General features: G+C 68.3%; 26 protein-coding genes. 19 read left to right on the forward strand and 7 right to left on the reverse strand.

From position 1 onward, the window contains the following. Positions 1–70: 70 nt before the first annotated feature. Positions 71–814 carry an aminoglycoside phosphotransferase/kinase family protein gene (locus EV652_RS43360; protein ID WP_132217123.1) on the reverse strand — a complete coding sequence of 248 codons (744 nt, stop codon included), beginning with the start codon at positions 812–814 and terminating at the stop codon, positions 71–73. Positions 815–1,206: 392 nt separating this feature from the next. On the opposite strand from EV652_RS43360, the gene ald reads away from it, so the two are divergent. Both ald and xerD read left to right on the forward strand, forming a co-directional pair. After that, positions 1,207–2,322 carry an alanine dehydrogenase gene (gene ald / locus EV652_RS43365; RefSeq protein WP_132217125.1) on the forward strand — a complete coding sequence of 372 codons (1,116 nt, stop codon included), beginning with the start codon at positions 1,207–1,209 and terminating at the stop codon, positions 2,320–2,322. A 16-nt stretch (positions 2,323–2,338) separates the two neighbouring features. Then, complete coding sequence (gene xerD, locus EV652_RS43370) at positions 2,339–3,274, forward strand: site-specific tyrosine recombinase XerD (protein ID WP_132217127.1); 936 nt, start codon at positions 2,339–2,341, stop codon at positions 3,272–3,274. Here the strand turns inward: xerD and EV652_RS43375 are convergent. Further along, the gene (locus EV652_RS43375) at positions 3,248–4,015 is read right to left on the reverse strand and encodes a nucleotidyltransferase domain-containing protein (RefSeq protein WP_132217129.1); all 768 of its coding nucleotides are present in this window, start codon (positions 4,013–4,015) and stop codon (positions 3,248–3,250) included. The genes xerD and EV652_RS43375 overlap by 27 nt on opposite strands. A 425-nt stretch (positions 4,016–4,440) precedes the next feature. Here EV652_RS43375 and EV652_RS43380 point away from each other — a divergent pair, with 425 nt between their 5' ends. From EV652_RS43380 to EV652_RS43400, 5 genes are read left to right on the forward strand one after another with little or no spacing between them, the layout of a single operon-like run. After that, the gene (locus EV652_RS43380; protein WP_132217167.1) at positions 4,441–5,352 is read left to right on the forward strand and encodes a ParA family protein; all 912 of its coding nucleotides are present in this window, start codon (positions 4,441–4,443) and stop codon (positions 5,350–5,352) included. Next, entirely contained in the window at positions 5,337–5,717 is a 381-nt protein-coding gene (locus EV652_RS43385; protein ID WP_132217131.1) for a hypothetical protein, read from the forward strand. The genes EV652_RS43380 and EV652_RS43385 overlap by 16 nt, the downstream gene beginning before the upstream one ends. Beyond that, positions 5,714–6,727: a segregation and condensation protein A gene (locus EV652_RS43390; protein ID WP_132217133.1), complete on the forward strand. Its 1,014-nt coding sequence runs from the start codon at positions 5,714–5,716 to the stop codon at positions 6,725–6,727. Before EV652_RS43385 ends, EV652_RS43390 begins: the two co-directional genes overlap by 4 nt. Next, a complete protein-coding gene (gene scpB, locus EV652_RS46335; RefSeq protein ID WP_369410070.1) occupies positions 6,724–8,046 on the forward strand; it encodes an SMC-Scp complex subunit ScpB in 1,323 nt (440 codons plus the stop codon). Before EV652_RS43390 ends, scpB begins: the two co-directional genes overlap by 4 nt. Beyond that, complete coding sequence (locus EV652_RS43400; protein ID WP_132217135.1) at positions 8,039–8,773, forward strand: pseudouridine synthase; 735 nt, start codon at positions 8,039–8,041, stop codon at positions 8,771–8,773. The genes scpB and EV652_RS43400 overlap by 8 nt, the downstream gene beginning before the upstream one ends. A 26-nt stretch (positions 8,774–8,799) precedes the next feature. Here EV652_RS43400 and EV652_RS43405 read toward each other — a convergent pair whose 3' ends face one another. Then, positions 8,800–9,909 (reverse strand): alpha/beta hydrolase family protein, encoded by a 1,110-nt coding sequence (locus EV652_RS43405; RefSeq protein ID WP_132217137.1) that lies wholly within the window; start codon positions 9,907–9,909, stop codon positions 8,800–8,802. 196 nt (positions 9,910–10,105) lie between these two features. On the opposite strand from EV652_RS43405, the gene pafA reads away from it, so the two are divergent. Together pafA and EV652_RS43415 are read left to right on the forward strand one after the other, a co-directional pair. After that, the gene (gene pafA, locus EV652_RS43410) at positions 10,106–11,467 is read left to right on the forward strand and encodes a Pup--protein ligase (protein WP_132217139.1); all 1,362 of its coding nucleotides are present in this window, start codon (positions 10,106–10,108) and stop codon (positions 11,465–11,467) included. Between the two features lie 165 nt (positions 11,468–11,632). Next, positions 11,633–12,598 carry an FKBP-type peptidyl-prolyl cis-trans isomerase gene (locus EV652_RS43415; RefSeq protein ID WP_132217141.1) on the forward strand — a complete coding sequence of 322 codons (966 nt, stop codon included), beginning with the start codon at positions 11,633–11,635 and terminating at the stop codon, positions 12,596–12,598. Between the two features lie 57 nt (positions 12,599–12,655). Here EV652_RS43415 and EV652_RS43420 read toward each other — a convergent pair whose 3' ends face one another. After that, on the reverse strand, positions 12,656–13,099 hold the full coding sequence (locus EV652_RS43420; protein ID WP_132217143.1) for a hypothetical protein: 444 nt from the start codon (positions 13,097–13,099) through the stop codon (positions 12,656–12,658). A gap of 31 nt (positions 13,100–13,130) precedes the next feature. Next, entirely contained in the window at positions 13,131–14,231 is a 1,101-nt protein-coding gene (locus EV652_RS43425; RefSeq protein WP_132217145.1) for a DUF3866 family protein, read from the reverse strand. A 98-nt stretch (positions 14,232–14,329) separates the two neighbouring features. Between EV652_RS43425 and EV652_RS43430 the strand changes: the two genes are divergently transcribed. Further along, positions 14,330–15,292 carry a helix-turn-helix transcriptional regulator gene (locus EV652_RS43430; protein WP_132217147.1) on the forward strand — a complete coding sequence of 321 codons (963 nt, stop codon included), beginning with the start codon at positions 14,330–14,332 and terminating at the stop codon, positions 15,290–15,292. A 73-nt stretch (positions 15,293–15,365) separates the two neighbouring features. Further along, the gene (locus tag EV652_RS43435; protein WP_132217149.1) at positions 15,366–16,343 is read left to right on the forward strand and encodes a helix-turn-helix transcriptional regulator; all 978 of its coding nucleotides are present in this window, start codon (positions 15,366–15,368) and stop codon (positions 16,341–16,343) included. 149 nt (positions 16,344–16,492) lie between these two features. Here the strand turns inward: EV652_RS43435 and EV652_RS43440 are convergent, their stop codons facing one another. Further along, a complete protein-coding gene (locus tag EV652_RS43440) occupies positions 16,493–17,683 on the reverse strand; it encodes a winged helix DNA-binding domain-containing protein (protein WP_132217151.1) in 1,191 nt (396 codons plus the stop codon). 211 nt (positions 17,684–17,894) lie between these two features. Here EV652_RS43440 and EV652_RS43445 point away from each other — a divergent pair, with 211 nt between their 5' ends. From EV652_RS43445 to EV652_RS43465, 5 genes are all read left to right on the forward strand, one after another. Continuing rightward, positions 17,895–18,086, forward strand: a complete 192-nt coding sequence (locus tag EV652_RS43445; RefSeq protein WP_132217153.1) for a hypothetical protein — start codon at positions 17,895–17,897, stop codon at positions 18,084–18,086. Positions 18,087–18,147: 61 nt separating this feature from the next. Then, positions 18,148–18,456, forward strand: coding sequence for a twin-arginine translocase TatA/TatE family subunit (locus EV652_RS43450; RefSeq protein ID WP_132217155.1), 309 nt, complete (start codon positions 18,148–18,150; stop codon positions 18,454–18,456). A gap of 25 nt (positions 18,457–18,481) precedes the next feature. Then, complete coding sequence (tatC, locus tag EV652_RS43455; RefSeq protein ID WP_242002365.1) at positions 18,482–19,297, forward strand: twin-arginine translocase subunit TatC; 816 nt, start codon at positions 18,482–18,484, stop codon at positions 19,295–19,297. Further along, the gene (locus EV652_RS43460; protein ID WP_132217157.1) at positions 19,297–20,169 is read left to right on the forward strand and encodes a diacylglycerol/lipid kinase family protein; all 873 of its coding nucleotides are present in this window, start codon (positions 19,297–19,299) and stop codon (positions 20,167–20,169) included. Before tatC ends, EV652_RS43460 begins: the two co-directional genes overlap by 1 nt. A gap of 97 nt (positions 20,170–20,266) precedes the next feature. Continuing rightward, entirely contained in the window at positions 20,267–21,088 is an 822-nt protein-coding gene (locus EV652_RS43465; protein WP_132217159.1) for a chitosanase, read from the forward strand. A gap of 98 nt (positions 21,089–21,186) precedes the next feature. On the opposite strand, the gene EV652_RS43470 is transcribed toward EV652_RS43465, so the two are convergent. After that, positions 21,187–21,645: a MarR family winged helix-turn-helix transcriptional regulator gene (locus EV652_RS43470; RefSeq protein WP_132217161.1), complete on the reverse strand. Its 459-nt coding sequence runs from the start codon at positions 21,643–21,645 to the stop codon at positions 21,187–21,189. A 94-nt stretch (positions 21,646–21,739) separates the two neighbouring features. Between EV652_RS43470 and EV652_RS43475 the strand changes: the two genes are divergently transcribed. The 3 genes from EV652_RS43475 to EV652_RS43485 all read left to right on the forward strand — a co-directional run bounded on the left by EV652_RS43475 (position 21,740) and on the right by EV652_RS43485 (position 26,786). Next, entirely contained in the window at positions 21,740–22,630 is an 891-nt protein-coding gene (locus tag EV652_RS43475) for an alpha/beta hydrolase (protein ID WP_132217163.1), read from the forward strand. Positions 22,631–22,639: 9 nt separating this feature from the next. Continuing rightward, positions 22,640–25,453 carry a DEAD/DEAH box helicase gene (locus tag EV652_RS43480; RefSeq protein WP_132217165.1) on the forward strand — a complete coding sequence of 938 codons (2,814 nt, stop codon included), beginning with the start codon at positions 22,640–22,642 and terminating at the stop codon, positions 25,451–25,453. 67 nt (positions 25,454–25,520) lie between these two features. Beyond that, positions 25,521–26,786, forward strand: a complete 1,266-nt coding sequence (locus EV652_RS43485; RefSeq protein ID WP_199238730.1) for a serine hydrolase domain-containing protein — start codon at positions 25,521–25,523, stop codon at positions 26,784–26,786. The last annotated feature ends 181 nt before the right edge of the window (positions 26,787–26,967 follow it).

The following is a 26,967-nucleotide window of genomic DNA, read 5'->3' on the forward strand; positions in this document are numbered from 1 at the left end:
TGATGATTGCCCACGCAACCATCATGTGGACCACGCCGGCGGCACAGCGGTCCGCACCTACCAGCGGTAGCTACAGCTGTGCGGCGATCTCCGGGATACGGCGCTGGAGGTCTTTCAGCCGGTGCTCGGTGCGCTCCGGTTCGCCGACCTTGGCGAGGTTGAGCATGCCCGCGTCGCCGGCTTCCTGCCCGGCGCGGATGACGCGTACCGACCGCTGAGCGCGGATCGGTGCGCCTTCGAGGATCTGCAGTGGGGTGAAGGTGTCGCCGTACGCGGAAGCCATCAACCGCAGGCGAGCGGCCTGGTACGACGGGTCACCCGGCAGCGCGAGCGGCGCGGTGTTCCAGGCGGTGAAGGCGATGTCGTCGAGCGGGACACCCGGTCCGGCCATGTCCCAGTCGATCACGCCGCTGAACCCGGCCTCGGTGCCGATCCAGTTGTACCAACCGTAGTCGTGCATGCAGATGATCTGATCGGCCGCGAGTTCACCACGACTCGTCCGCCAGACGATCTCGCCCTCGGGCCGGTACGACGAGACGACCCGGTGGTACCGGGCCAGCCAGCGCATCGCGTCCGCCAGCACGTCGTCGGGCACGTCCTCGCCGTACGACGTACCCGGCAGGTAATCCAGGATCTCCCGGCCGCGGTCGTCGTAGCCGAGCACCCTGGGGATGCCGGTCAGTCCGGCGTCGGCGAGGTAGTTGAGCAATCCATGAACCGCCGGCGTCCACGGGCCGGTGGCGCGGCGGACGGTGTCGCCGACGCGGACCGCACCGCCGACGTTGCCGCCCGGCAAGGCGATCTCGTCGTCCATGTCAGAACCTTCCAGTAAGCGTTTCAATGACGGGTACCGAAGGGCACAGGAGTCGGCCCTTTGGGGGCAGTGCAAAACTGGCGTAAAGGGGGAGGTGGAGATTGCGTCAAGATTGCGCAAAGCCTGCCGGGCAAGGGGATCCGGTGTGAACGGCCTGACCGGGGCGGTGGGGCGGGCTAGCAAAATCACAGCGCGCCACGGCGTCTCATAGGAGTGTAACCGAACCGCTGGGCAACGGTTCCGCGAGTCTCCACCCGATAGGACCATGCAATCAGGTGGTATGAACCTTGCGGGCTTACACTCGGCAGCGACCTGGCAGCACACCCCTCACCGCCGGGCCGCGGACACAACGACGTGGGCCGCACACCTGGAATGGGAAAGAAGGGCGAGTTGTGAAGGTCGGAGTTCCGAAGGAAGTCAAGAACCACGAGTACCGGGTGGCCATCACCCCCTCCGGCGTGCACGAGTTCGTGCGCAGCGGGCACGAGGTTCTGATCGAGCAGGGCGCGGGGGCCGGTTCACTGATCCCCGATGACGAATTCGTCGCGGCCGGCGCACGCATCGTGCCGACCGCGGACGACGTCTGGCTGGACGCGGAGCTGGTGCTGAAGGTGAAGGAGCCGGTGGCGGAGGAGTACCACCGGATGCGGCGGGACCAGGTCCTGTTCACCTACCTGCACCTGGCCGCGAGCACCGACTGCACCGAGGCGCTGCTGAAGTCCGGCACCACCGCGATCGCGTACGAGACGGTTCAGCTTCCGGACGGTTCGCTGCCGCTGCTGGCGCCGATGAGCGAGGTGGCCGGCCGGCTCGCACCGCAGGCGGGTGCCTACCACCTGATGCGCAGCGGTGGTGGCCGCGGCGTCCTGATGGGCGGCGTCTCCGGCGTGCACCCGGCGCGGGTCGTGATCATCGGCGCGGGTGTCGCCGGGATGAACGCGGCCGCGATCGCGCTCGGCATGCAGGCGCAGGTGCAGCTGTTCGATCGCAAGATCGCCCGGCTGCGCGAGGCCGACCAGATCTACCAGGGTCACCTGCTGACGATCGCCGCGAACTCGTACGAGATCGAGCGCGCGGTACTCGAGGCCGACCTGGTGATCGGTGCGGTACTGGTGCCTGGGGCAAAGGCCCCGAAGATCGTCACCAACGACATGGTGCGGCGGATGAAGCCGGGCAGCGTGCTCTGCGACATCGCCATCGACCAGGGTGGCTGCTTCGAGGACTCGCGCCCGACGACGCATGCCGACCCGGTCTACCAGGTCCACAACTCACTGTTCTACTGCGTCGCGAACATGCCCGGTGCGGTTCCGAACACGTCGACGTACGCGCTCACCAACGTGACGCTCCCGTACGCGATCGAGCTGGCGAACCTCGGCTGGCGGGAGGCGATGAAGCAGGACCACAGCCTCGCGCTCGGCCTGAACACCTTCGACGGTCACGTCACCTACGGGCCCGTCGCCGAGGCCCACGACCTGTCCCAGCTGAAGCTCGACGAGGTGCTGGTCTGAGCCGCGCCACCCTGCCATGAGGGAGAGCAGTCGTGCGATCGGCTCGTACCTCGACCATCTGACGGTCGAGCGCGGGCTGGCCGCCAACACCTTGGCGTCGTACCGGCGGGATCTTCGCCGGTACGACGCCTATCTCGCGGCATCCGGGATCGACGCGCTCGGGCGGATCTCGGAGGCCGTGGTGAGCGACTTCCTGATGCGGTTGCGCGAAGGCGATGCGGACCATCCGCCGCTGACCGCGTCCTCGGCCGGGCGGACCGTGGTCGCCGTCCGGGGATTCCATCGCTTCTGTCTGCGTGAAGGTCTGACCGCGGTGGATCCTGCCGCGGCGGTGAAGCCGCCGGCGCCTCCGCAACGGTTGCCCAAGGCCCTCTCCGTCGACGAGGTGTCGCGGATCCTTACCGCGGCCGCGGGTGCCGAGGCGGAGCCGGCCGTACTCGCGACGCGGGACGCGGCACTGCTCGAGTTCCTGTACGGCACGGGTGCGCGCATCTCGGAGGCCGTTGGGCTCGATGTGGACGACATCGATCTCGACGCCGGTGCGGTGCTGCTCCGGGGCAAGGGCAGCAAGGAGCGCGTGGTTCCGATGGGGTCGTACGCCCGCGATGCGTTGTCGGCGTACCAGGTCCGCGGCCGTCCAGACCTCGTACGACGTGGACGCGGCACGCCGGCGCTGTTCCTCAACGCCCGCGGCGGCCGTCTGTCCCGGCAAAGCGCCTGGACTGTCCTCCGCCGCGCTGCGCAACGTGCCGGCATCTTGAAGGAGATCTCGCCCCACACCCTTCGCCACTCGTTCGCCACCCACCTCCTGGACGGCGGCGCCGACGTACGTGTCGTGCAAGAGCTACTGGGGCACGCGTCGGTGACCACGACGCAGGTCTACACCCTCGTCACCGTCGACAAGCTCCGCGAGGTCTACGCGACCTCACACCCCCGCGCCCTCTCCTCCTGACGCAACGGCGCTCTGCAGCAACGCCGAAGCCTGCTCCACCATCGCCAGAGGCTCCCGGCCAGACAGGACCCCGTCGATATCGCGCAGCCCGGCCCGGTCGACCAGCCGCTTCTCGTTGGTCACCCACTCACCACGCCCAGCCAGCACCGCATGAGCTGCCATGCAGGTCGCGGTGCCGACCGCTCCGACGGTCTCGGTGAGTAGCCCGCGCTCGGCGTACGCCGAACGCGCATAGCCGAGCGTCAGCTCCGCCTCACTCCACCAGCGTCCGCGAGCAGCCTCCTTCAGCTTCTCGGGATAGTCAGGACGGGGCAGAGTCCCGTGCAGGACCCGGTTGCCCGCCAGCTCCGCCACCACGATGTAGCTGGGGATCCCGGCCAGGTGGAACAGCAGTCGCTCGATGTGGAAGCGCCCTTCCTGTGCCTCGGCCAGGTGGTGCTCGACATCGTCCAGGTCGCGGTAGTGCACGTCGACCCGCCGGTCGTCGACCTCCAGCCAGCCGCCGCCGTTGAAGACACCTCCGCCCCAGCCGCCGAGCTCGGAGACCTCGCCCGGCCAGCCGAGCGCGCGCAGACTGTCCGGCGCGAACGGTCCGCGGTAGTAGATCGCGAAATCCCAATCGCTGTCCGGCCGGTGCGTTCCGCTGGCCCGGGAACCGCCCAAGGCGACGGCGTCCACGGTTGGCAGGCCTGCCAACCGGTCGGTGACCAGATCCAGGAAGTCGTCGTCGTGTGGCTGCATGGAGCGGAGACTAGTGAGGTGACCGATGTTCCGCTCCCGAGTTTCGGCTCTACCTGCCGGCCTGGTTCGCGTCGTCTGACCGGCTCGTGAAACGGTAGGACCCGATGCGGGGAATTCGGGGACGGTATGCGATCATCTGATTACGGTTGGTCACGCTGAGGCAGTGATCGGCCGGGTCCGGAGCTTTGTCGACAAACCACCCCACCCCGGTGCGGAGTGGCTGGTTGAGAGTGCTTGAATGCACGCTTACAGTCGCTGGGATCGCCCGTATCGGTTGAAAGGTTTGACGAGTCATGAACGAGTCGACATTCCCGGGCACCGAGCAGTTCCCATCGCCGGCACAACCGATCGCGCCGACGGTCACCCAGCCTGCTGCCCCGCCCCAGCCGCAGCGCAACCTGACCCCACCCGACAACTATGCGGAGATGCCCCGGCCGACGGCCAAGCTCACCGCGGAGGATCTGTCACCTGTGAATGATGCGCACGGCCCGAGGAACAAGATCGGGCCGACCGGCCGTCCGCTGCCGCACCTGCCGGTGCCGCAGCCGCCGACGAAGACGGGTCCGGCGCAGGTGATCGCGATGTGCAACCAGAAGGGTGGCGTCGGCAAGACCACCACCACGATCAACCTCGGCGCGGCGATCGCCGAGACCGGCCGCAAGGTGCTGCTGATCGACTTCGACCCGCAGGGCTCGGCCTCGATCGGCCTCGGCGTGCAGCCGCACGACCTGGACATCTCGGTCTACAACCTGCTGATGCAGCGCGACATCACTCCGGACGAGGTGATCCGGCCGACCCGGGTGGAGAACCTCGACCTGCTGCCGGCCAACATCGACCTGTCCGCGGCCGAGGTGCAGCTGGTCCAGGAGGTCGCCCGCGAGTACACCCTGCAGCGCGTGCTCGAGCCGATCATCCCGAACTACGACGTCATCCTGATCGACTGCGCGCCGTCCCTCGGTCTGCTCACCGTGAACGCGCTGACCGCGTCCAACGGCATCGTCGTACCGCTGGAGTGTGAGTTCTTCGCGCTCCGTGGGCTGGCGATGCTGACCGACACGATCGGCAAGGTGCAGGACCGGCTGAACCCGAAGCTCGAGATCGTCGGCATCCTCGGCACCATGTTCGACGGCCGCACCACGCATGCCCGCGAGGTGCTCGACCGGGTCGTCCAGGCGTTCGACGAACGCGTCTTCCACACCGTCATCCGGCGTACCGTCAAGTTCCCCGAGACCACGGTCGTCGGCGAACCGATCACGACGTACGCCCCGTCCTCGTCCGCGGCGACCCAGTACCGCGATCTTGCCAAGGAGGTGCTGGCGCGTTGTCCCGCCGGGTGAGCCTGCCAGGTGCCAGTGAACTCTTCGGGGGTGCGGCACCGAAGCAGACCAGACCCGAGAAGCGCACCACTCCAGACGGATCGGCACTGGCCGACCGCCCGTCACCGAACGGGCGGTCCGGCACGGCCGTCGTCGAGGACCGCAAGTCCAGCGGTCGGATCCGGCACGACACGAAGATCACCGTGTACGTGACGGAGGAGGAGCTGATCGGCCTGGAACAAGCGCGCCTCGCGCTGCGCAAGGAACACGGTCTGTCCGCGGACCGCGGCCGGATCGTCCGCGAGGCGATCGACGTCCTGCTGGCCGACTTCGTCGACCACGGGCCGGACTCGGTCCTGGTACGGCGGCTCAAGGCCTCGGAATGAGTTCGTCGGACTCCGCGTCACTGCCGCTGGACCTGCCGGCTGCGGGTACGGCGGACGATGCCGCCGTACCGACTGTTGCTGAGGGCAAGGGGTTCAGTGTTCACCTGGTGAACTTCGAGGGCCCGTTCGACCTGCTGCTGCAGCTGATCAGCAAGCACAAGCTGGACATCACCGAGATCGCGCTGTCGGTGATCACCGACGACTTCATCGCGCACATCAAGGCGCTCGGGTCGGAGTGGGACCTGGACCAGACGTCGGAGTTCCTGCTGATCGCGGCGACGCTGCTCGACCTGAAGGCGGCCCGGTTGCTGCCGAAGGGCGAGGTCGAGGACTCCGAGGATCTGGCGCTGCTGGAGGCGCGGGACCTGCTGTTCGCTCGGCTGCTGCAGTACCGCGCGTTCAAGCAGATCGCCGCGCTGATGCAGGAGCGGATGGCGGCCGAGTCCAAGCGATTCCCCCGGGCCGTGGCGATGGAAGCGGGGTTCGCGGAGCTGCTGCCCGAGGTGTTGCTGGGGATCGACCCGGCCGGACTCGCGGCGCTGGCGGCTCGTGCGCTGGCGCCGAAGACCGACGTACCGGAAGGTGTGTCGCTGGCGCACCTGCACGCGCCGGCGGTGACGGTGCGCGAGCAGGCTCTGGTGATCGTGGATCGACTGCGGCGTCAGCGCAGTACGACGTTCCGCGCGCTGGTGGCGGATTCGCCGGACACGGTGACGACGGTGTGCCGGTTCCTGGCGTTGCTGGAGCTGTTCCGGGAGGCAGCGGTCACGTTCGACCAGGTGACACCGCTGGGGGAGCTCACCATCCGCTGGACCGGCTCGGACGAGGGCGAGATCGACGTCAGCGACGAATTCGACGAGGTCGCCAAACCCGAGTCCGAGGACGGCGAGGCCCCGGAGGTCTCCGACGAGGTGGACTTCCTCGAACCCGGTGACAACCTGACTGAAGACGACAGCCCCGAGGACACCGCCCAGCCCTCCGAAGGACCCGACGAGACGGTGAACCAGTGACCGAACAACACAGCCCGACCGCCCCGGACACCACGCCCGAGCAGGCCGAGCCCGTCACCACCACCGACACCGCCGAATCCGCCGAATCCGCCGAATCCGCCGAGGACGCGGTCGACACGGCGGAGACCGAGGTCGCAAGCTTCGTCGACTCAGGCGTCGACTCAGGAGTCGACGAAGACGACGAACCGGACACCGCAGAGTCCGCCGACTCCACACCTGCTGACGAAGAGCCCACCGACCACGCAGCACCGGCTGACTCCGCAGCGCCTGCAGGTGAAGAGCCGGCCGCCGACGCCATCACGTCTGACGAGGCGCCAGCCGACGACCTTGCAGTCGAGGATGACGGCGTACCGGCGAATGAGGACCACCTGGCGCCGGGGCAGACGGAGGTGCCGGTCGGGGATGAAGTTGTCATCGATGACGACACGATGCGGCGGGCGCTCGAGGCGATTCTGATGGTGACGGACGAGCCGTTGCCGGTGCTGACGCTGGCTCGGGCGGTCGGGCGGCCGACCGGGGATGTGGCGGCGGCCTTGGTGACGTTGGCCGAGGAGTACACCGAGCAGGGGCGTGGGTTCGACCTGCGTGAGGTGGGTGGCGGCTGGCGCTACTACACGCGCGTGGAGGCGGCGCCGTACGTGGAGAGGTTCGTGCTCGACGGGCAGCAGGCGCGCCTCACCCAGGCCGCGCTGGAGACGCTCGCCGTGGTCGCGTACAAGCAGCCGGTCAGCCGCGCCCGGGTGTCCGCGATCCGTGGAGTGAACGTCGACGGCGTGATGCGTACGCTCATCTCCCGCGGCCTGGTCGAGGAGGCCGGCGCCGACACCGAATCGCAGGCGACGCTCTACCGCACCACGTCGTACTTCCTCGAACGCATGGGCATGCAGTCCCTCGACGACCTCCCCGAACTGGCGCCGTACCTCCCGGACATGGACGACATCGAGGACGAACTCGCCGCCCAGACCATCCCATCGGCAGCGCCTGAGGAAAGTACGCCCACCGAGGAGCCCGCAGACGAAGTGAGCGCCTCCGAGCCGACCGCCGAGACCGAGGACGAGAGCACCGAGGACGAGCCCGGCATCGATGGCGACCTGAGCACCGACGAGCCGGTCGAGCCGGACGTCGAACGCGCCGAGGCGGAGGACGAGAGCGCCGAGGACGAGGCCGGCATCGACGGCGACCTGAGCACTGACGAGCCGGTTGAGCTCGACGTCGAGCACGAGCCGGGCGACCTCGAACCGTCCGAAGAAGTCGAGCCCTCCGACGAGGCTGAGGGTGCGGAACTCACGGCGTTCGGGGATAGTCGGCGCGATGGGTGACCAGGAGGGTATCCGGCTGCAGAAGGCGCTGGCTCAGGCGGGCGTGGCCAGCCGGCGGACTGCCGAGATCCTGATCGAGGAAGGCCGGGTCGAGGTCGACGGCGCGGTGGTGACCGAGTTCGGGATGCGGGTGGATCCCGCCGTCTCGGTGATCCGGGTCGACGGCGAACGCATCCCGCCGACCAGCGCCCACGTGTACCTGGTCCTCAACAAGCCCCGCGGCGTCGTCACCACGATGTCGGATCCGCAAGGCCGCCCGTGCGTCGCCGACTACGTCCAGGACCGCCCCGAGCGGCTGTTCCACATCGGCCGCCTCGACACCGACACCGAGGGCCTGCTGCTGCTCACCAACCACGGCGAGTTCGCGCACCGCCTGACGCACCCGTCGTACGAGGTGTCCAAGACGTACGTCGCCGAAGTCGAGGGCAACGTGAAACCGTCGGTCCTGCGCGCCCTGCTCGACGGTATCGAACTCGACGACGGCCCGGCCCAGGCCGACACCGTCAAGGTGGTCTCCAGCATCCGCGGCCGCACGCTGATCCAGATCAGCCTGCACGAGGGCCGCAACCGCATCGTTCGCCGCATGTTCGACGCCGTCGGCCACCCGGTCAAACGCCTGACCCGCACCGCCATCGGTCCGGTCCGCCGCGGCAACCTCCACACCGGCGACCTCCGCGAACTCGACCACAAAGAGCTAGGCCAACTCCTCGACTTGGTCGACCTCTAGTTCGGTCAGGTCGGGCTCGATGCGGGCTACCGCCGGAAGGTTAGGGACCGCTCGAAGAACGTTCGCACGAGTGTGCGTACGTCGGGGATGCCACATGCGGTCCTGCCGATCAGACCGGCCCGAGCCTCCGGCGTGACCAGGCCGGCGGACTGCAGTTGCGGGGCGAGGGCGGCGTAGTCGGTGAAGACCCAGTGGTTCGCGTCGGGGAGTTCGACCCGCCGGACCGGGTCGCCGTGGGACATCACCGCCGCCCAGGTGTGGTCGAAGCGGGCGTCGCGGAAGCCGTCCGTCCCGGCGAGCAGCAGCGGTCGGGAGGTGCCGTGCTGGGCGATCGGATAGAGCTCGCCGTCCAGCGTGTCCAGGTATCCCTCGAGGTTCGCGGCGGCCCGGATCCGGTGGTCTTCGAGTGACACCGCCGCGGTCGCTCCGCCGGCCGAGTGCCCGTAGATCCCGATCCGCCGAAGGTCGAGGCGTGGGCCGCCCAGCGATCCCAGCCGGTCGAGGACGAACGTCACGTCCGCGAACCGCGTCGTCATCATCTTCCGGGACAGCACCGGATCGATCTGCACCTCGGGCGGCAGCTCGATCGTCCGCAGTCGTCCATCGGGGAACTCGACCTCGCTCGCCTCACCCGGATGGTCGATAAGTATCACCACATAACCATGGCTGGCCAGGTCCTCGGCCAGCGACGTACCGATCGTTCGCGGGTCCGCGCCACCGGGGCTGTACAGCAGGACGGGACGTCGTACCGGGATCGCGGGCGCATCGACGGACGAATGCGTCATCGTGGCCGCCCAGTCGACGCCACTGGTCGGCAGTTCCGGATGCAGGACGCCGGCGTCGAGGCCCTTGAACACCTCGGCCGCGGCCGGCGTGAGCTGGTGAGCAAGCGGATACCCGCGTACGGCGGCCGCCGGGTAGAACATCGTGGTCATCAGCTCACGCGTCGTCGCGCCGTTCCACGGATCGGACCGATCGCGGTCCACCAGATGGCGGGTCGTCGTACCAACCCTCCATCGTCCGGTCGGTGCGGGCAGCCTCAGTGTCAGGTCAGCGCGTCGGGCGTGCGCCGGTACCGACAGAGCGCCGGTCAAGACGGACGATGCGACAGCGGCGGTGAAGGTTCGTCTCCTCATGACGTCGACGCTGGCAGTCGCAACCAGCGCCGTCACTACTGTCGATCCGACCTCCACCCGAAGATCCACCCACCGGTCTGGACCGGCCCCAACACTGTGCTAGATCCAGGGACGGTTGACATCAAAGGGATAACGCCGAGAAACGGCGCGCCTGGGACATGGCCCGGTTGTCGGAGCTGCCACGTACTGTGGGTGTGTGAACCGGCGAATCTTCGGTCTGGAGAACGAGTACGGCGTCACGTGTACCTTTCGCGGTCAGCGCCGACTGACCCCCGACGAGGTGGCGCGGTACCTGTTTCGGCGAGTCGTGTCCTGGGGGCGGAGCAGCAATGTCTTCCTCCGCAATGGGGCACGCCTCTACCTCGACGTGGGCTCCCACCCGGAGTACGCGACCGGTGAGTGCGACTCGGTCACCGACCTGATCGCGCACGACAAGGCCGGTGAGCGGATCCTCGAGGGTCTGCTGGTCGACGCGCAGAAGCGGCTGCACGACGAAGGCATCTTCGGTGACGTCTACCTGTTCAAGAACAACACCGACTCGGCCGGCAACAGCTACGGCTGCCACGAGAACTACCTGGTCAGCCGGCACGGCGACTTCGCCAAGCTGGCCGACGTACTGATCCCGTTCCTGGTCACCCGGCAGCTGATCTGCGGCGCCGGCAAGGTGCTGCAGACGCCGCGCGGTGCGGTGTACTCGGTGTCGCAGCGTGCCGAGCACATCTGGGAAGGCGTGTCGAGCGCGACCACGCGGTCCCGGCCGATCATCAACACCCGGGACGAGCCGCACGCGGACGCCGAGCGGTTCCGCCGGCTGCACGTGATCGTCGGCGACTCGAACATGTCCGAGACCACGATGCTGCTCAAGGTGGCCAGCACCGACCTGGTGCTGCGGATGATCGAGGCCGGCATCGTGATGCGCGACCTGACCCTGGACAACCCGATCCGGGCGATCCGCGAGATCAGCCACGACATGACCGGTCGCCGCGAGGTCCGGCTGGCGAACGGCCGCGAGGCCAGTGCCCTCGACATCCAGGGTGAGTACCTGAGCAAGGCCCGCGACTTCGTCGACCGCCGCGAGCTCGGTACGCCGGCCGTCGAGCGGGCGCTGTCGTTGTGGGAGCGGACGCTGAAGGCGATCGAGTCCGGCGACCTGAGCGGGATCGAGCGCGAGATCGACTGGGTGATCAAGTACCGCCTGATCGAGCGCTACCGGTCGCAGAACAACCTCGGTCTGGCCAGCCCGCGGGTCGCGCAACTCGACCTGGCGTACCACGACATCCACCGGCCGCGCGGCCTGTACTACCTGCTCGAGCGCAAGGGCGCGGTCACCCGCGTGGTCGACGACCTGCGCATCTTCGAGGCCAAGTCGGTGCCGCCACAGACGACCCGGGCGCGGCTGCGTGGCGAGTTCATCAAGCGTGCGCAGGAGCGCCGCCGCGACTTCACCGTCGACTGGGTCCACCTGAAGCTGAACGACCAGGCCCAGCGCACGGTCCTGTGCAAAGACCCGTTCAAATCCCACGACGAACGAGTAGAAAAGCTCATCGCCAGCATGTAGGCGCTGCGCGTCCTGCCCTCCGTCCGCTGTGACCGTACGTGGTGTGACCCAACGGTGACGCAGGTGGACGGTGGTGTAGTTGTGCGCGCAGGCTAGGGTGGGCGGCGTTGTTGCCCCTGAGTCAATCGGCGCGGACCGCGCCGGGATGTTTTGAGGTGCTCGTTCGTGCGCAAGTTGTTGAGTCTGGTCGCGGTCGCGGCGCTCGGTTCCGGGCTGGTCGCCTGCGGCTCCGAGAAGCCGGAGTTCGGTGCCGGCGGGATCAAGGTGACCTCGGAGTTCGGCCAGAAGCCGACCGTCACCCATCGCGAGGGCGAACCGGAGAAGACGCTGGTGACCGAGGTCCTCAAGGAGGGCGACGGGCCGGAGGTCAAGAAGGGTGAGCTGCTCACCGCGAACTACCTCGGCCAGATCTGGCGCGACGGCAAGGTCTTCGACAACTCCTACGACCGGGGCGCGCCGTCGTCGTTCCCGATCGGGATCGGCGGGGTCATCGCCGGTTGGGACGAGGCACTGGTGGGCAAGAAGATCGGCAGCCGGGTGATGCTGTCCATCCCGTCCGACAAGGGCTACAAGGAGAGCGGCAACGAGCAGGCCGGGATCAAGGGTGACGACACGCTGATCTTCGTCGTGGACCTGGTCGGCGCGGCCGCCAACGACACCCCGCTGGACGCGACGCCGGCCACCTCGGCGGCGAGCAAGATCAAGGTCACCGGCGAGCTGAACGCCGAGCCGAAGGTGGCGGTACCAGCCGGGACCAAGGCGCCGGCGAAGCCGGGCAAGCCGATCGTGTTCGCCCTCGGCAAGGGCAAGCCGATCGAGGCAGGCAGTCAGTTGGTCGGCCGGTACGTCGTGTACGACTACACCGGTAAGAAGCAGGCCAGCACCTGGGACGGCCAGCCGGCCGCCAACGGTCAGCCCGCGCAGCCGGGTGCTCCGACCGACCAGCTCCAGGTAGGCCCCGGCCCGAACGGCCAGGCCGGCGCACTGGACGGGCTGGCAGGCATCCCGATCGGCAGCCGCGTTCTGGTCGAGCTCCCGCCGTCGAAGGACGCCAAGGGCAAGGCCATCAGCGCCTTCGCGGTCATCGACATCCTCAACGCTTTCCCGGCCCCCAAGCAGCAGGGCCAGTAAGCCCAAACGCATAACCCGAGGGCCGGTCTCCCAAGCGGAGGCCGGCCCTCGGGCTGTTCACCGGCGGAACCAGCGGTTGGTGTCTGGGTGGAAGCTCAGGATCAGCGCCGCGAGCAGGGCACTCAGGTGGATGGTGCGGAGGGCGGCTGACATGAGGAACGAGGCGGACCAGTCGAGGTGCGTCAGGTCGTTCTGCGCCAGCCACGTGACGGGCTCGTAGACAAGCGACACGAGCCCCACTGTGCCCAACAAACCGGCCAGCAGATAGCGGGACCACGGCACGCCCCGGCGGAAGTACCGGTCGATGGTGACGAACAAGCCGCCGTACACCAGCGTGCGGACGGCAAGCTGCGCCGCCAGAGCAGACATGGAGATCCCGTCGCCGACCGCGACGATCGCGCCGGCAACGGACTCCGCGACACCCGCACCAACGGCGAGCAACCACATCCAGGTGGCCCAGGGAGCTGTCAGCGGTGTCTGAGGAGGAGCAACGATTGCCATGCTTCCAGCGTCGCCGCGAAAGCCGGGTGAATCAGGAGTACTGAGACCCCACCCTCGGTGGTGGTACGTCCACCAGGCCGGCGGCGTGGCGACCGGCGGCTGCGGCGGCTTCGAAGTAGGCGCGGTCGCCGTCGAGGTCACGCCCCATCGTCGACAGCTTCACGGGTGCTGCCCGCATAGCGTCGTACAGGCCGTCGACACCGACCCGTACGACGCGATGCCGCCCCTTCAGCGGTTCAGCGGCGTCTCGGACCGCATCGCCGAACTCACCCGGCAAGTCCGGTACGACGACATCGGCAGGCTGGAGTGCCACGCGGCCGTACGCAGTGAGGCTGTGGTGCGAGATACCCCGGTGCCGCGGTCGTGGGTCGGCCTCTGAGATCCGCAGCGACGCCACAGCCCGTCCACCCAGCGTGCCAACCGCGTTGACCGCCTCACCCGACTGCACCCCGGAGAACCCCCAGCGAGTCCCAGTGCCGAGGTTGCCCGGCCCCTGCGTCAGTACGACGAGCTCCGCCGTCAGCACGTGCACAGCAGTCAGCAGCCCGGTGTGAACCGTGACAGCCTCCCGATCGCCGCCGTACGCCTGTCCAACGGTCACAGACCCGCTCAGCCACCCACTGTCCCGCAGGGCAGCCACAGTCCGCGAGAACGCCAGCGGGAGCGCCCCACCATCAGTCATCACGTACACGACCCGAGTGGTCGGCCGAGCCTCGTACACACCAGCCAGCACGGCGGGCAGCGCCGAGTGCAGGTCCGCCACGACGACCGGCGTACCGAAGAGGTCGTCCGCATCACGCAGTACGTCGTGGTCCGGTGAGTCCTGCTCGTCCGCACCCAGCACCATCGTCTGCAACGGCGTGTAGCGAGCCTTGACCAGGTGACCGTGCTCTGGTGGGTCTGCAGGCAGCCGATCCGGTACGGCGACCACCAGCGCGTACCCACCCGTCCCCAGGCCTTTGTCGAGCGCCCCGACGTTCAGCAGCACCCTGTCGCCGGCGACCGGCGTACCGACCAGGTCTGGGTAGGCCAGAGCGCGCACAGTCTGCGCACCAACCATCACAGTCAGTTCAATTGCGCCGGTCCAGCTCCGCCCGACCTCACGCACCACACCGTCGCGCCACCGAATCACACGGTGACTCTAGTGCCACCGGCGCGCGTCGAACCCGTGTTCGAAGATTTCGGTGCGTGTGGGCGGGTTTTGACGCTCTGAGGCCGTAAGGTGGTCGGGTGTCGGCGCGGAAGAGTGAGCGACTGCTCAACGTGGTCATCTGCCTCCTGGTCGCGCGCACCTATGTGACCAAGGAACGCATCCGCGAGGTGGTCGACGGGTACGCGGGCCAGACCGACGATGCCTTCGAGAAGATGTTCGAGCGGGACAAGGACGAGCTGCGCGATCTCGGCATCCCGATCGAGATGGGCACCATCGACAAGTTCTTCTCCGACGAGGTCGGCTACCGGATCCGCCGGGACGTGTTCGAGCTCCCCGAGGTCCACCTGGAGCCGGACGAGGCCGCCGTACTGGGTGTCGCCGCCCGGGTCTGGCAGCACGCCAGCCTGGCCGAGGCGACCACGTCGGCCGTGCTCAAGCTGAAGGCGGCCGGGATCCAGACCGACCAGTCCGCACTGAGCGCGATCGAGCCGCACGTCGGCGCGTCCGAGCCGGCGTTCGACCCACTGTGGTCGGCCGTGGTCAGCCGGACCGCCGTCCGGTTCCAGCACCTCCGCAGCGGCGCATCGGAGCCGACCACGCGGACCCTCGAGCCCTGGGGAATCGTCTCCTGGCACGGTCGCTGGTACGTCGTCGGCCGTGACCGGGACCGTCAGGCCACCCGGATGTTCCGGATGTCCCGCATCGGCGGGGACGTGAAGACGGTCGGCGAGCCGGGCGCGTTCACCGTCCCGGAGGGCACCGACCTGCGCTCACTCGTCTCCGAGCTGGGCCCGCCGCGGCCGACGTCCGAGGCGAAGGTCCGGGCCCGCACCGGCTCGTGTGTCAGCCTCCGCCGCCGGGCCAACGCGATCGAGCCGTACGAGGAGGGCTGGGACCTCCTGCACGTCCCGTACGCCGACTCAGGTGTCCTGGCGGAGGAGATCGCGTCCTACGGCCCGGACGCGGTGGTCGAAGGCCCAGGCGACGTCCTGGACGGCGTTCTCTGGCGGCTGCGGACGGTGGCGGGGCTGCCAGCGTGAACGAGCGGAGCGAGTTCACCATCAAGCACAGCGAGTCTTGCTCATGCGCGCCCGCAGCGAAGCGAGGACGTGCATGAGTAATGCTCGTGATCAGGTGCAGCGACTGCTTGCCCTGGTGCCTTATCTGCGGGAGAACGACGGTGCCCGCGTGGACGACGTCGCGGCGGAGTTCGGCGTCCGGCCGAAGCAGATCATCGCCGACCTGAAGGTGCTGTGGTTCTGCGGGCTGCCCGGTGCGCAGATGGGCGATCTGATCGAGATCGACATCGAGGCTGCCGAGGGCGAAGGCGTCATCCACATCAACAACGCCGACTACCTGGCTCGCCCGCTGCGGCTGGCCGCGGACGAGGCGCTGGCCCTGCTGACCGCACTCCGGACCCTGCGCGAGGTGACCGCCGGGCCCGACCGGGACGCGGTCGACCGGGCGATCGGGAAGCTCGAGCGCGCCGCGGGGGAGGCCGCAGCCGCAAGCGAGGGCGCGGCGGCCCACGTCCACGTCGAGCCGGCCGCACCGGAGATCGCCGAGACAGTCAACCGGGCCCTGGCCGGGAAGCGACGCCTGCACCTCACGTACGACGTCCCGTCACGCGACGAGACCACCGAGCGCGACGTGGACCCGATGCGTCTGGTCGTCTCGGAAGGCCGCACCTACCTGGAAGCCTGGTGCCGGCTGGCCGAGGACGTCCGCCTGTTCCGCCTGGACCGCATCGCCGCCGTCAAGCTCCTCGACCTGCCCAGTGAGCCTCCGCCGGAGGCGACTCCGCGCGACCTGTCGAACGGCATGTTTCAGCCGTCCGAGCGTGACCTGCTCGCCACCATCCGGCTGGCTCCGCCGGCCCGCTGGGTCGCCGAGTACTACCCGAACGAGTCGGTCGAAGAAGGCCCGGAGAACTCCCTCATCGTCAAGCTCCGGGTCGCCGACACCGGCTGGCTCCAGCGCCTCGTCCTCCGCCTCGGCGGCGCGGCCACAGTCCTCGACCCACCCGACCTCACCACCCAAATCGCAGCCACAGCCCGCGAAGCCCTATCGGCATACGACGACCAGGCCTAACCCCCTCCCCACCCCGCCCCCTGCGCCATTTGCGGGGATAACCCCTCAAATGGCCCCTTCTCCGTTCGGATTACGACCGGAGAAGGGGCAACTTCAGGGGTTATCCGCTGAAATTGCGGTGGCCGCGGCGGCACCGCGGGTGGGGCGGGTCAGGCCTGGCTGAGGTGTTTTTCCAAGGGGACGCGGAAGCGGGGGGTTACGCGGACGCCGGCCATCCAGGCGGTCCAGCGGGCGGCTTCGGCTTCGACCAGGTCGACGGTCTCGCGGCCGACGTCCTCCAGGAGCTGGAAGCGGACCTCACCGGACTCGGGCTGGCCCCAGCCGCCGATGATCCGGCCGTCGGCCCAGACGGTCGGTCCCACGTTCCCGGTGTTGTCGAAGAGCTTCGCCTTGTGCTCGCCGAGGTACCAGTCCCGCTCCTTCCAGCCCATCGGCGTCGGGTCCAGCGCGGGCAGGAACGCCACCCATGGCTCCACCGGAACCTCAGGCGCCTCGTCGGCCGGCAGCACGTAGCCCACCTGACCGTCCAGGTCCACCGCGACCGCCTCGACCGCCGTCAGAGCCTTCTTGGTCTGTCCGGCCGTCCACCCGGCCCACCACTGCAGGTCGGCCGCCGTACCCGGCCCGAAGGACGACAGCCAGGCGCGAGCCAGTGTCACCCGTGCCTCCTCGGCCGCGAGCTTGTCGCCCAGGCCTCCCGGCAGCCAGTCCTCCGCCGGTGACCACTGGTGCTGGCTGCTCAGCCACGTCCCCAACGGGCGTCCGCGCACGATCCGGCCCTCGGCCGACAGCTGGAACAGCACCCGGCTCGTGATGTACGGCTGTGCGGTGTAGGCCTTCCCCTCCGCCATGCTGAGCCGGCTCCGCAGCCGCGGCTCATCCGCGGCCAGCTCCTGAGCCGTCGCGGACCCGCGCAGGGTCAGTGCCGTAGCGGTCGACTCCTCGACCGCCCGCAACCAGGTCCCGGAGGCGTCCGCGTCCGGAGCGATCCCAGCCTCGGTCAGATGCTTGACCAGCAGTTTCCGCTGCTTGATGGCGATGTCGTCGGTGCACGCCGCCTGGATGACCGGCGCGAACTGAGTCGGTACGACGAACACGGTCCGCCGCATGCCGAGCATCCGGATCAGCGTGCGGTCGTCGTACAGAGCACGCTCCGTGCCGGCCACCTCACTGCCAGGCACCCGGGCAGCGACGGACAGGTGGACGGTGGCCGGGTCGGTGCCGTGCAGGGCGACCACGGACGCGGCCGCCTCGACCGGGTCCGCCGCCTGGACGGCCGGCCCGAGCCGATGTCGTCGGCCGATCCGTGTCCGCCGCTCCTCGACCCCGATCCGCAACATCCGCCGCCCCCTCGCCGTACCGAAAGTTTCCGTTCTCCCGCGCTCGCGGAAGCAGTCTGCCGGTTGAGCGGCCGACCGGCAGCTCTTAAGCCGTGACTGACCCGCGTCGCGCTGGCGACACCCGGTTTTACCATCACGTTCCGACACCGTTGTCGACCGAGACGCCACGCGGGGCGTGGGCGATCACCGGGAACCGGCTAGGCTCCTGGGTATGTACTGGTTCCTGCTCTTCCTCGGAGTGATGGCGGTGTGGCTACTCGTCCTCGCCCTGCTCGCGAGGAGGGTGTGGGGCCAGGGCAAGGCGCTGACGCGTGAGTTGGCCGCCGCCCAGTCCAAGCTGGATGCCGCGATGTCCACGGCCGGGTCTGGACAGACCCGCGAGGATGAGCGCGCTCCGGCGTAGTATTCGGCCCAGTTCTCACGCTTGAGCCACGAGTAAGAAGTTTTGTGAAAGGGAGATCGACATGGCACCGCTCATCGGCATGCCCCAGGGCGCGGAGTGGCTCATCATTCTCGCCATCGTCGTGTTGCTGTTCGGATCGGCCAAGCTGCCGGCTCTGGTGAAGCAGCTCGGCAAGTCGAAGAAGATCTGGGAGGAAGAGGTCGGCCCGAAGAAGAAGGACGCGGAGCTGACCGAGGGCACCAACGAGCCCGCCCAGGCACCGACGCAGCAGGCGGCGCCCCAGGCGCAGCCGCAGGCCGCGCAGCAGCCGAACCAGGTGAACGGCCAGGCGCCGGGCGACGGCCTGCCGCCGACCCACACGGCCAACTGACCCGAACACCACTCCGGTGTCATTGGTGAAGATCGGACGGCGTAAGGAACCGAAGGAACGCCGCCCGCAGGACGACGAGGGTCGGATGACCCTGCGCGAGCACATCATCGAGCTGCGCAACCGGCTGCTGAAGAGTGTGCTCGCGATCGTTCTCGGCGCGATCCTCGGCTGGATCTTCTACAACCAGGCCCTGGAGTTCCTCAAGGACCCGTTCCAGACCAGCGTCGCGGAGCTGGCCAAGGAGAAGGACCTCAACGCGAGCCTCACCTTCACCGGTGTCGGTGACCCGCTGACCTTCCGGATCAAGATCTCCGCCCTGTGCGGACTGGTCCTGTCCGCGCCGGTCTGGCTGTACCAGCTCTGGGCCTTCATCGCGCCCGGCCTGCACCGCAACGAGCGCAAGTGGGCGATGGTGTTCTCGGGGATCGCGACCCCGCTGTTCCTCGGTGGTATGGCGGTCGCCTACTGGACCCTGCCGAAGGGCATCGAGATCCTGATCGGGTTCACCCCGCTCGAGGTCGACAACCTGATCACGCTCCCGTTGTACCTGGACTTCGTGATCCGGACGATGCTCGTCTTCGGCGTCGCGTTCCTGATACCGCTGGTGGTCGTGCTGCTGAACATCGTCGGCATCGTCCCCGGCGCCGCGCTGGGCAAGTTCCGGCCGTACATCATCCTGGTCATCTTCGTCTTCGCCGCAGTCGCGACGCCGTCCGGTGACCCGTTCACGATGTGCCTGCTCGCGATCCCGATGTGCCTGCTGTTCTTCATCGCCGAGGCCGTTGCCCGGCTGAACGACCGGCGGCGCGCACGCCGCACCGAAGAACTACTGGCCGACTAATGAGCAGACGCATCGCGCTGGTGGTGAATCCGACCTCCGGCAAGGGCCTTGGTGCCCGCGTGGCTCCGGTCGTCCGCGGCCGGCTGGAGGCCGCCGGACTCACGGTCGACGAGTACACGACCACCTGCGCCGAGGATGTCGGCCGGATCTCCGCGGACGTGATCGCCTCCGGCGCCGACGCGGTCGCACTGATCGGCGGCGACGGCACCGTCCATCTCGGCGCCCAGGTGCTGGCCAAGTCGGGGATGCCGTTCGGCGTGATCCCGGCCGGCACCGGCAACGACTTCGCCCGCGGTGTCGGCCTGCCGCTGAAGGACCCGGCCAAGGCGGCCGACCTGATCGTGGCCGGCCACACCCGGACCGTCGACCTCGCGGTGGCGAAGGACGAATACATCACCACCGTCGTGGCCGGCGGCTTCGATTCCCTGGTGAACAAGCGCGCCAACGCGATGAGCTGGCCCAGGGGCAACTCCCGCTACACGGTCGCCACCCTGGCCGAGCTGCGCACCTTCAAGCCGCTCGAGTACGTCGTGACCGTCGACGGTGAGGTGATCGAGACCAAGGCCATGCTGGTCGCGGTCGGCACCGGGCCGACGTACGGCGGGGGACTGCAGATCTGCGCCGGCGCCCTGATCGACGACGGACTGCTCGACGTCACCATCATCCAGCCGGTGTCACGGTTCACCCTGCTGCAGATGTTCCCCAAGCTGTCCAAGGGCACCCACGTCGGCCACCCGATGCTGCGCACCCTGCGCGGCCGCTCGGTCCGGATCGAGTCGCCCGGCATCACGGCGTACGCCGACGGCGAGGTCCTCGGCGAGCTCCCGGTCGACATCACCATCGCGCCAGGCGCCCTGACCGTCTACTGCTGAGACAGAACCTTCATGCAACGAGGTCTGTCGAGCATGAGTCCGATCTGATAGGAAAGCTTCCTAACAGTTCATCCTCGGACGCCCCTCGGAGGAGCTCATGCCGAACCGCCCCACCCGCCGGACCACCCTCCTGCTCGGACTGACCCTGGCTGCCGCCCCGGCGACTGCCCTCGCCGCGCCGTACGAGCCGCGCGCCGCCGGCCCGCAGGCGGTCGGCCTCGACGATCCGGTGAAGAAAGAGATCGCGATGAAGTTGGTCTCCAGCGCGGAGAACTCGTCGCTGGACTGGAAGGCGCAGTACAAGTACATCGAGGACATCGACGACGGCCGCGGCTACACCGCCGGCATCATCGGGTTCTGCTCGGGCACCGGCGACATGCTCGAACTGGTCGAGCTGTACGCCGACCGCAAGCCGGGCAACGTGCTGGCGAAGTACCTGCCCGCCCTGCGTCGCGTGAACGGCAGCGACTCGCACGACGGCCTGGACCCGAACTACACCAGGGGCTGGAAGTCCGCCGCGAACGACAGCGCCTTCAAGACGTGCCAGAACGACGAGCGCGACCGTGTCTACTTCAACCCGTCCGTCACCCAAGGGAAGTCGGACGGCCTCCGCACCCTCGGTCAGTTCTGCTACTACGACGCCATCGTCATGCACGGCGACGGCACCGACTCCACCAGCTTCCGCAACATTCGCAAGCGCGCCCTGCAGAAGGCCAAGCCGCCGGCGCAGGGTGGCAACGAGACGACCTACCTCAACGCCTTCCTCGACGCGCGGGTGTGGGCGATGAAGCAGGAGGAGGCGCACAGCGACACCAGCCGGGTCGACACCGCCCAGCGCGTCTTCCTCCGCAACGGCAACCTCGACCTGAACACGCCGCTGGACTGGAAGGTCTACGGCGACAGCTTCCACATCGGCTAGGAGCGGTTCGCCAGGCCATCACAATCGCCCGACGCGCCCCCGTCTCAGCGCGAGCCAGGGGTGTGGAGCGCGAATGTGATGGCCTGGGTGTCCGCGGCTCAGCGCGACTCCACCCGGTCCGTCCGGGGATCGACCTCTGCCCGCTGGCGGAGCATCGAGAGCATCGTGGCGAGCTCTTCCAGGGAGCGTTCCGGGAGCACCGAGCCGACCCAGGTCTGGAGTTCGGCCTCGACCGTCGGCGCGGCTTCGGCCAGGATGCGTTCGCCTTCCAGCGTGAGCGTGACCAGCGACGAGCGGCGGTCGTGCGGATTCGCCGTACGGCGGCAGCGGCCGGCCGCCTCGAGTCGGTCGACGGCCTTGCTGGTCGCGCCGACGGTGATGGCCATCTGGTGAGCCAGGTCGTAGACCCTCGCTGAATCGCGGGTCGCGATGTAGCGCATGAACTCGAACTGGCCCAGTGGAAGATCGTGCTCGGCCTTGAGCCTGGCGTCGAGCACGTTGTAGAGCCGCGTCTCCAGCCGGACCAGATCGGTGAACAATGATGTGAGATCAGTCACAGGCCGACTCCAGGATTCCCCGGAATTAGATTCCCCGGAATGTAGTTATCAGGAACTGTATTCCTCGGAATCTATCATCCACAGGAGAGCGACGATGACCCAGGAACAACGCGCCGCGGCGCGATCCATGATCTCCAAAGGCGACCTCGGCCGGACACCGGACCAGCAGCGTGACGACTTCAACGTGCTGTTCGCAGATCTCCCGCTCGGTGACGACGTCACCCTCAGCCCTCGCACGCTGGGAGGTGTTCCGGCGCTGGACGTCCAGGTCGAGGGTGCGGACGGCGACGCGGTGATCCTCTATCTGCACGGCGGCGGCTACGTCATCGGCTCGGCGCGGACCGGGGCCAACCTCGCGGCCCCGCTGTCGCGTCGTACCGGCCTGCCGGCGGTGTCGCTGGACTACCGCCTGGCGCCCGAGAACCCGTTCCCGGCCGCGGTCGATGACGCGTTGGCGGCGTACAAGGATCTGCTCGGCAGCGGCCGTCAGATCGTGATTGCGGGCGACTCCGCGGGTGGTGGGCTGGCGCTCGCGACCATGCTGGCCGCGCGGCGGGACGGCCTGCCGTTGCCGGCTGCCGCCGCGATCTTCTCGCCCTGGACCGACCTGACCCTGTCCGGCGCCAGCCTCAACGATCGAGGCGATTTCGACCCGCTGTTCAGCCGCGAGCACATCGCCGCGTACGCCGAGCACTATCTCGCCGGCCACGATCCGCGTGACGAGCTCACCAGCCCGCTCCTGGCCGACCTGACCGGCCTGCCGCCGCTGCTCATCCAGGTCGGCTCAGCCGAGGTTCTGCTCGACGATTCGCTCCAGTTGGCAGTCCGCGCCGCGGAGCAGGAGGTCGACGTCAGCCTGGACGTCGTAGCGGGCGCTCCGCATGTCTACCAGCTCATGGTCGGCGTGATGGATGAGGCTGACGAGGCGCTCGACCGCGCCGCCCGGTTCCTGGCCCTGCAGGTGGCTGGGGGTGGCGTCGCATAGATTGGGGCCATGAGTACCCCGTCCGAGAAATATGCCGTATTCCGCTCGGACCAAGAGCATCCCGCGGTGAAGGAGTTCAGAGGGCTCTACGACTTCGAGCTGGACGAGTTCCAGCTGCGCGCCTGTGCCGCCCTCGAGGACGGGCATCAGGTGCTGGTGGCGGCGCCGACCGGCTCCGGGAAGACGCTGGTCGGCGAGTTCGCCGTCCACCTCGCCCTGCAGCGCGGGCAGAAGTGCTTCTACACCACCCCGATCAAGGCGCTGAGCAACCAGAAGTACGCCGACCTGGTCAGCCGCTACGGCAGCGACAAGGTCGGCCTGCTCACCGGCGACAACTCGATCAACTCCGAGGCCCCGATCATCGTCATGACGACCGAGGTGCTGCGGAACATGCTGTACGCCGCGTCGAACACACTGCTCGGCCTGTCGTACGTCGTGATGGACGAAGTGCACTACCTGGCCGACCGGGCTCGTGGCGCGGTGTGGGAAGAGGTGCTCATCCACCTACCCGACTCCGTCTCGGTGGTGTCGTTGTCGGCGACCGTCAGCAACGCCGAGGAGTTCGGCGATTGGCTGGAGACGGTCCGTGGCAACACCGTCGTCGTCCTGGAGGAGAAGCGGCCGGTGCCGCTGTTCCAGCACGTGATGGTGGGCAAGCGGCTGCACGACCTGTTCGCCGGTGAAGCGCCGACCGCCCGGGTCGGCGCTCCCGCGAAGAACAAGTCCGGCAACCCGGCCAAGGCAGGGCAGCCCGATCTGAAGGATCTGGTCAATCCTCAGCTGGTCAAGATCGCCCGCGACGACAGCCGGATCTTCCGCGACGACTCGCGCAAACCACGCCGGCGTCGCGACCTGCCGAAGAGCCGCCCGTCCCGAAGCCACTTCACGCCGTACCGGTCCGACGTGGTCGAGGAGCTGGATGCCGGCGCGCTGTTGCCGGCGATCTACTTCATCTTCTCGCGCAAGGGCTGCGAAGACGCGATGATGCAGTGCCTGCGCTCCGGCCTGAAGCTCACCAAGCCGCACGAGCGGGACGAGATCAAGCGAGTGCTGGCGGAGCGGACCGCCGACCTGCCGGACGAGGACCTCGGCGTGCTCGGGTACCACGACTTCGCCGAGGCGCTCAGCCGCGGGATCGCGGCCCACCACGCCGGCCTGCTGTCGGCCTTCAAGGAGGTCGTCGAGGAGCTGTTCGCCCGCGGCCTGATCAAGGTCGTGTTCGCCACCGAGACGCTTGCCCTGGGCATCAACATGCCGGCGCGCACCGTCGTACTGGAGAAGTTGAGCAAGTGGAACGGCGAGGCGCACGTCGACATCACGCCGGGGGAGTACACCCAGCTCACCGGCCGGGCCGGGCGGCGTGGCATCGACGTCGAGGGTCACGCGGTCGTGCTGTGGCAGCCGGGATTCGACCCACGTGCGGTGGCCGGGCTCGCGTCGACCCGTACGTATCCGCTGCGTTCGTCGTTCTCCCCGTCGTACAACATGGCCGTCAACCTGGTCCGTCAGGTCGGAAGGAGCCGGGCGCGCGACATGCTGGAGTTGTCGTTCGCGCAGTTCCAGTCCGACCAGGCTGTCGTCGGGCTGGCGCGACAGGTGCACCGCAACACCGAGGCGCTCGAGGGGTACAAGGAGTCGATCGACTGCCACCTCGGCGACTTCCTCGAGTACGCCGACCTGCGCCGGAAGATCGGTGAGCGCGAGGCGTCCGGCTCCAAGCGTCGCAAGCTGGACCGCCGGGTCGAGGCGCAGGAGTCGATCGAGAAGCTGCGGATCGGCGACATCATCCGGATCCCGGCCGGCCGGAGCGCGGGCTGGGCGCTGGTACTCGATCCGGGCATGCGTTCGGAACGCGAGGGTCCGCGGCCGACCGTGCTGACGCTGGACCGCCAGGTCCGCAAGCTGTCGATGATCGACTTCCCGACCCCGGTCGAGGCGATCGGGACGCTGCGGGTGCCGAAGAAGTTCAACCCGCGCAACCCGCAGCAGCGGCGTGAGCTGGCCCAGGTACTGCGGAATCGCAGCGACATGCTCGGCGAGGACGGCCCGCCGTCACGGTCCCGCGGCCGCGATATCGTCACGCACGCGGACGACCCGGAGCTGCAGGAGATGCGGGCGCAGTTGCGCGCTCACCCGTGCCACGGTTGCTCGGATCGCGAGGACCACGCGCGCTGGGCGGAGCGGTACTTCCGGCTCGACCGGGAGAACCGCGAGGTACAGCGGAAGATCGAGCAGCGGACGAACACCATCGCCCGCCAGTTCGACCGGGTCTGCCAGGTGCTGGACGCGCTGCACTACCTGGACGGCGACAAGACGACCGAGGCCGGAGACCGGCTGTCGCGGATCTACACCGAGCTCGATCTGGTGGCCGCGGAGTGCCTGCGGCAGGGCGTGTTCGACGACCTGACCGTTCCGGAGCTGGCCGCGTGCCTGGCCGCATTGGTCTATGAGTCGCGGTCGAAGGACGAGCCGACGTCACCGCGGTTGCCGCGGGGCGACGTACGGCAGGCACTGGAGCGGATGGGGGCGATCTGGCGGGATCTGTCCGCGCTGGAACGCGACATGCGGGTGGACTTCCTGCGCTCGATGGATCTCGGGTTCTGCTGGCCCGCGTTCCGCTGGTCTTCGGGCGCTTCGCTGGCTGAGGTGTTGTACGAGTCCGACCTGGCCGCCGGTGACTTCGTCCGCTGGGTCAAGCAGCTCATCGACCTCACCGAGCAGGTCGCCGACGCCGCCGGTGACACGCCGCTGCGCCGTACCGCCCGCTCTGTCGTCGACGAGATCCGTCGCGGTGTCATCTCGTACGCGTCGATGATCGACTAGACCTCTGCGGTGAGAGACTGCCTCCCGCGGTACCCCCTGCCCTGAACACCTGAAGGAGAACACGTCCGTGGAGCTGACGCGCCGGAACCTCGGCAAGCTTGCAGTCGCAACCGGGGCGGTCGCCGCCGTCGGCACCGGAGTAGGAACGAGCCTGAGCCGTTCCGCCGATGCCGCTGCGACCTGGAAGACCACCGGCACCACAGTCTCGGCCTTGGCTGGTTTCGACAACCAGATGAAGACCTTCATGCAGGCTCGCGGCATCACCGGCGGGCAGCTCGCGGTCACCTACAAGGGCCGGCTGGTGCTTGCCCGGGGCTACAGTACGTCGACCACGCTGGACGTCCAGCCGACCTCGCTGTTCCGCGTTGCGAGTGTGTCGAAGACGGTCACGGCGGCCGCGATCATGAAGCTCGTGCAGGACGGCAAGCTGAGCCTGTCCACGCCGGTCGGCAACATCATCGCCATCACGCCGCCGGCCGGTCAGACCAGGGACACCCGCTGGTCCGCCGTCACCATCAAGCGGCTGCTGCAGCACCTCGGTGGCTTCGACCGCGACGTCTCGGGCGACCCGAACTTCAAGGACGCCGTCATCTCGAAGGCGCTCGGCGTCCCGATGGAGCTCCAGCACGCCGACGAGATCAAGTACATGGCCGGGCAGAAGCTCGACTTCGCTCCGGGCAGCAAGTACGCCTACTCCAACTTCGGGTACGTGCTGGCCGGCCGGGTGATCGAGAAGGTCAGCGGCCTGAGCTACCAGACCTATGTGCAGCAGAAGTTGCTGACCCCGTTGAAGATCACGCGGATGGCGCTCGGCTGGAGTATCGCCAAGCACACCGGTGAGATGCCCTACGAGTCGCAGTACACCGGGCGCACCGTGCTGGACAACTCCGGCACCACCGTCAAGGCGCCGTACGGATCGTTCAGCATGCGCATCCAGGACGCCAACGGCGGCTGGATCGCCAGCGCGCCGGATCTGGTCAAGTGGGCGAAGATGTTCGACGCGGGATCCAGCGTGCTGAACACCACCTCGCTGAGCGCCGTCTGGGCGAAGCCCGAGACCGGCATCAGCAACGGCTCGTACTACGGTCTCGGCTGGAGCGTGCGACCGACCACGGGCGGCACCGGCCGCAACACCTGGCACACCGGCAGCTTGCCGGGGACGTACTCGATCCTGGTCCGGACGTACTCCGGGATGAGCTGGGCCGCGCTGTTCAACCGGCGCGACGACGCCAGCGGCAAGTCGTACGGCGACATCGACGCGGCGCTGTGGACCGCGGCCAACGGCGTGACGTCGTGGCCGACCCACGACTACTTCTCGAAGTACTTCAGCTGATATGGACTGAGTTTCTGTCAAGGGGCAGGGTGAGGCGCCCGTCGCGGTTGTTCCGGGGCGGGCGCCTCGTGGCGTCGTCGGCTGGTTGGTGGTGAGCGTGTCGTTGGCGACGCGCGGTCAGACTGATATGCGCTGTGAGTCTTGGGGTAGCTGGTCTGGGACTGGCTGGCAGGGTTAGCGG

This window comes from Kribbella steppae, from assembly GCF_004342025.1.
Classification (GTDB): Bacteria; Actinomycetota; Actinomycetes; order Propionibacteriales; family Kribbellaceae; genus Kribbella; species Kribbella steppae.

What these genes read in the sequence shown, in the direction of transcription:
- EV652_RS43360 (WP_132217123.1), bottom strand. Translation starts at nt 814, where the DNA reads ATGGACGACGAGATCGCCTTGCCGGGCGGCAACGTCGGCGGTGCGGTC.
- xerD (WP_132217127.1), top strand. Translation starts at nt 2,339, where the DNA reads ATGAGGGAGAGCAGTCGTGCGATCGGCTCGTACCTCGACCATCTGACG.
- EV652_RS43375 (WP_132217129.1), bottom strand. Translation starts at nt 4,015, where the DNA reads ATGCAGCCACACGACGACGACTTCCTGGATCTGGTCACCGACCGGTTG.
- EV652_RS43380 (WP_132217167.1), top strand. Translation starts at nt 4,441, where the DNA reads ATGCCCCGGCCGACGGCCAAGCTCACCGCGGAGGATCTGTCACCTGTG.
- EV652_RS43390 (WP_132217133.1), top strand. Translation starts at nt 5,714, where the DNA reads ATGAGTTCGTCGGACTCCGCGTCACTGCCGCTGGACCTGCCGGCTGCG.
- EV652_RS43400 (WP_132217135.1), top strand. Translation starts at nt 8,039, where the DNA reads ATGGGTGACCAGGAGGGTATCCGGCTGCAGAAGGCGCTGGCTCAGGCG.
- EV652_RS43405 (WP_132217137.1), bottom strand. Translation starts at nt 9,909, where the DNA reads ATGAGGAGACGAACCTTCACCGCCGCTGTCGCATCGTCCGTCTTGACC.
- EV652_RS43420 (WP_132217143.1), bottom strand. Translation starts at nt 13,099, where the DNA reads ATGGCAATCGTTGCTCCTCCTCAGACACCGCTGACAGCTCCCTGGGCC.
- EV652_RS43435 (WP_132217149.1), top strand. Translation starts at nt 15,366, where the DNA reads ATGAGTAATGCTCGTGATCAGGTGCAGCGACTGCTTGCCCTGGTGCCT.
- EV652_RS43440 (WP_132217151.1), bottom strand. Translation starts at nt 17,683, where the DNA reads ATGTTGCGGATCGGGGTCGAGGAGCGGCGGACACGGATCGGCCGACGA.
- EV652_RS43445 (WP_132217153.1), top strand. Translation starts at nt 17,895, where the DNA reads ATGTACTGGTTCCTGCTCTTCCTCGGAGTGATGGCGGTGTGGCTACTC.
- EV652_RS43450 (WP_132217155.1), top strand. Translation starts at nt 18,148, where the DNA reads ATGGCACCGCTCATCGGCATGCCCCAGGGCGCGGAGTGGCTCATCATT.
- EV652_RS43460 (WP_132217157.1), top strand. Translation starts at nt 19,297, where the DNA reads ATGAGCAGACGCATCGCGCTGGTGGTGAATCCGACCTCCGGCAAGGGC.
- EV652_RS43465 (WP_132217159.1), top strand. Translation starts at nt 20,267, where the DNA reads ATGCCGAACCGCCCCACCCGCCGGACCACCCTCCTGCTCGGACTGACC.
- EV652_RS43475 (WP_132217163.1), top strand. Translation starts at nt 21,740, where the DNA reads ATGACCCAGGAACAACGCGCCGCGGCGCGATCCATGATCTCCAAAGGC.
- EV652_RS43480 (WP_132217165.1), top strand. Translation starts at nt 22,640, where the DNA reads ATGAGTACCCCGTCCGAGAAATATGCCGTATTCCGCTCGGACCAAGAG.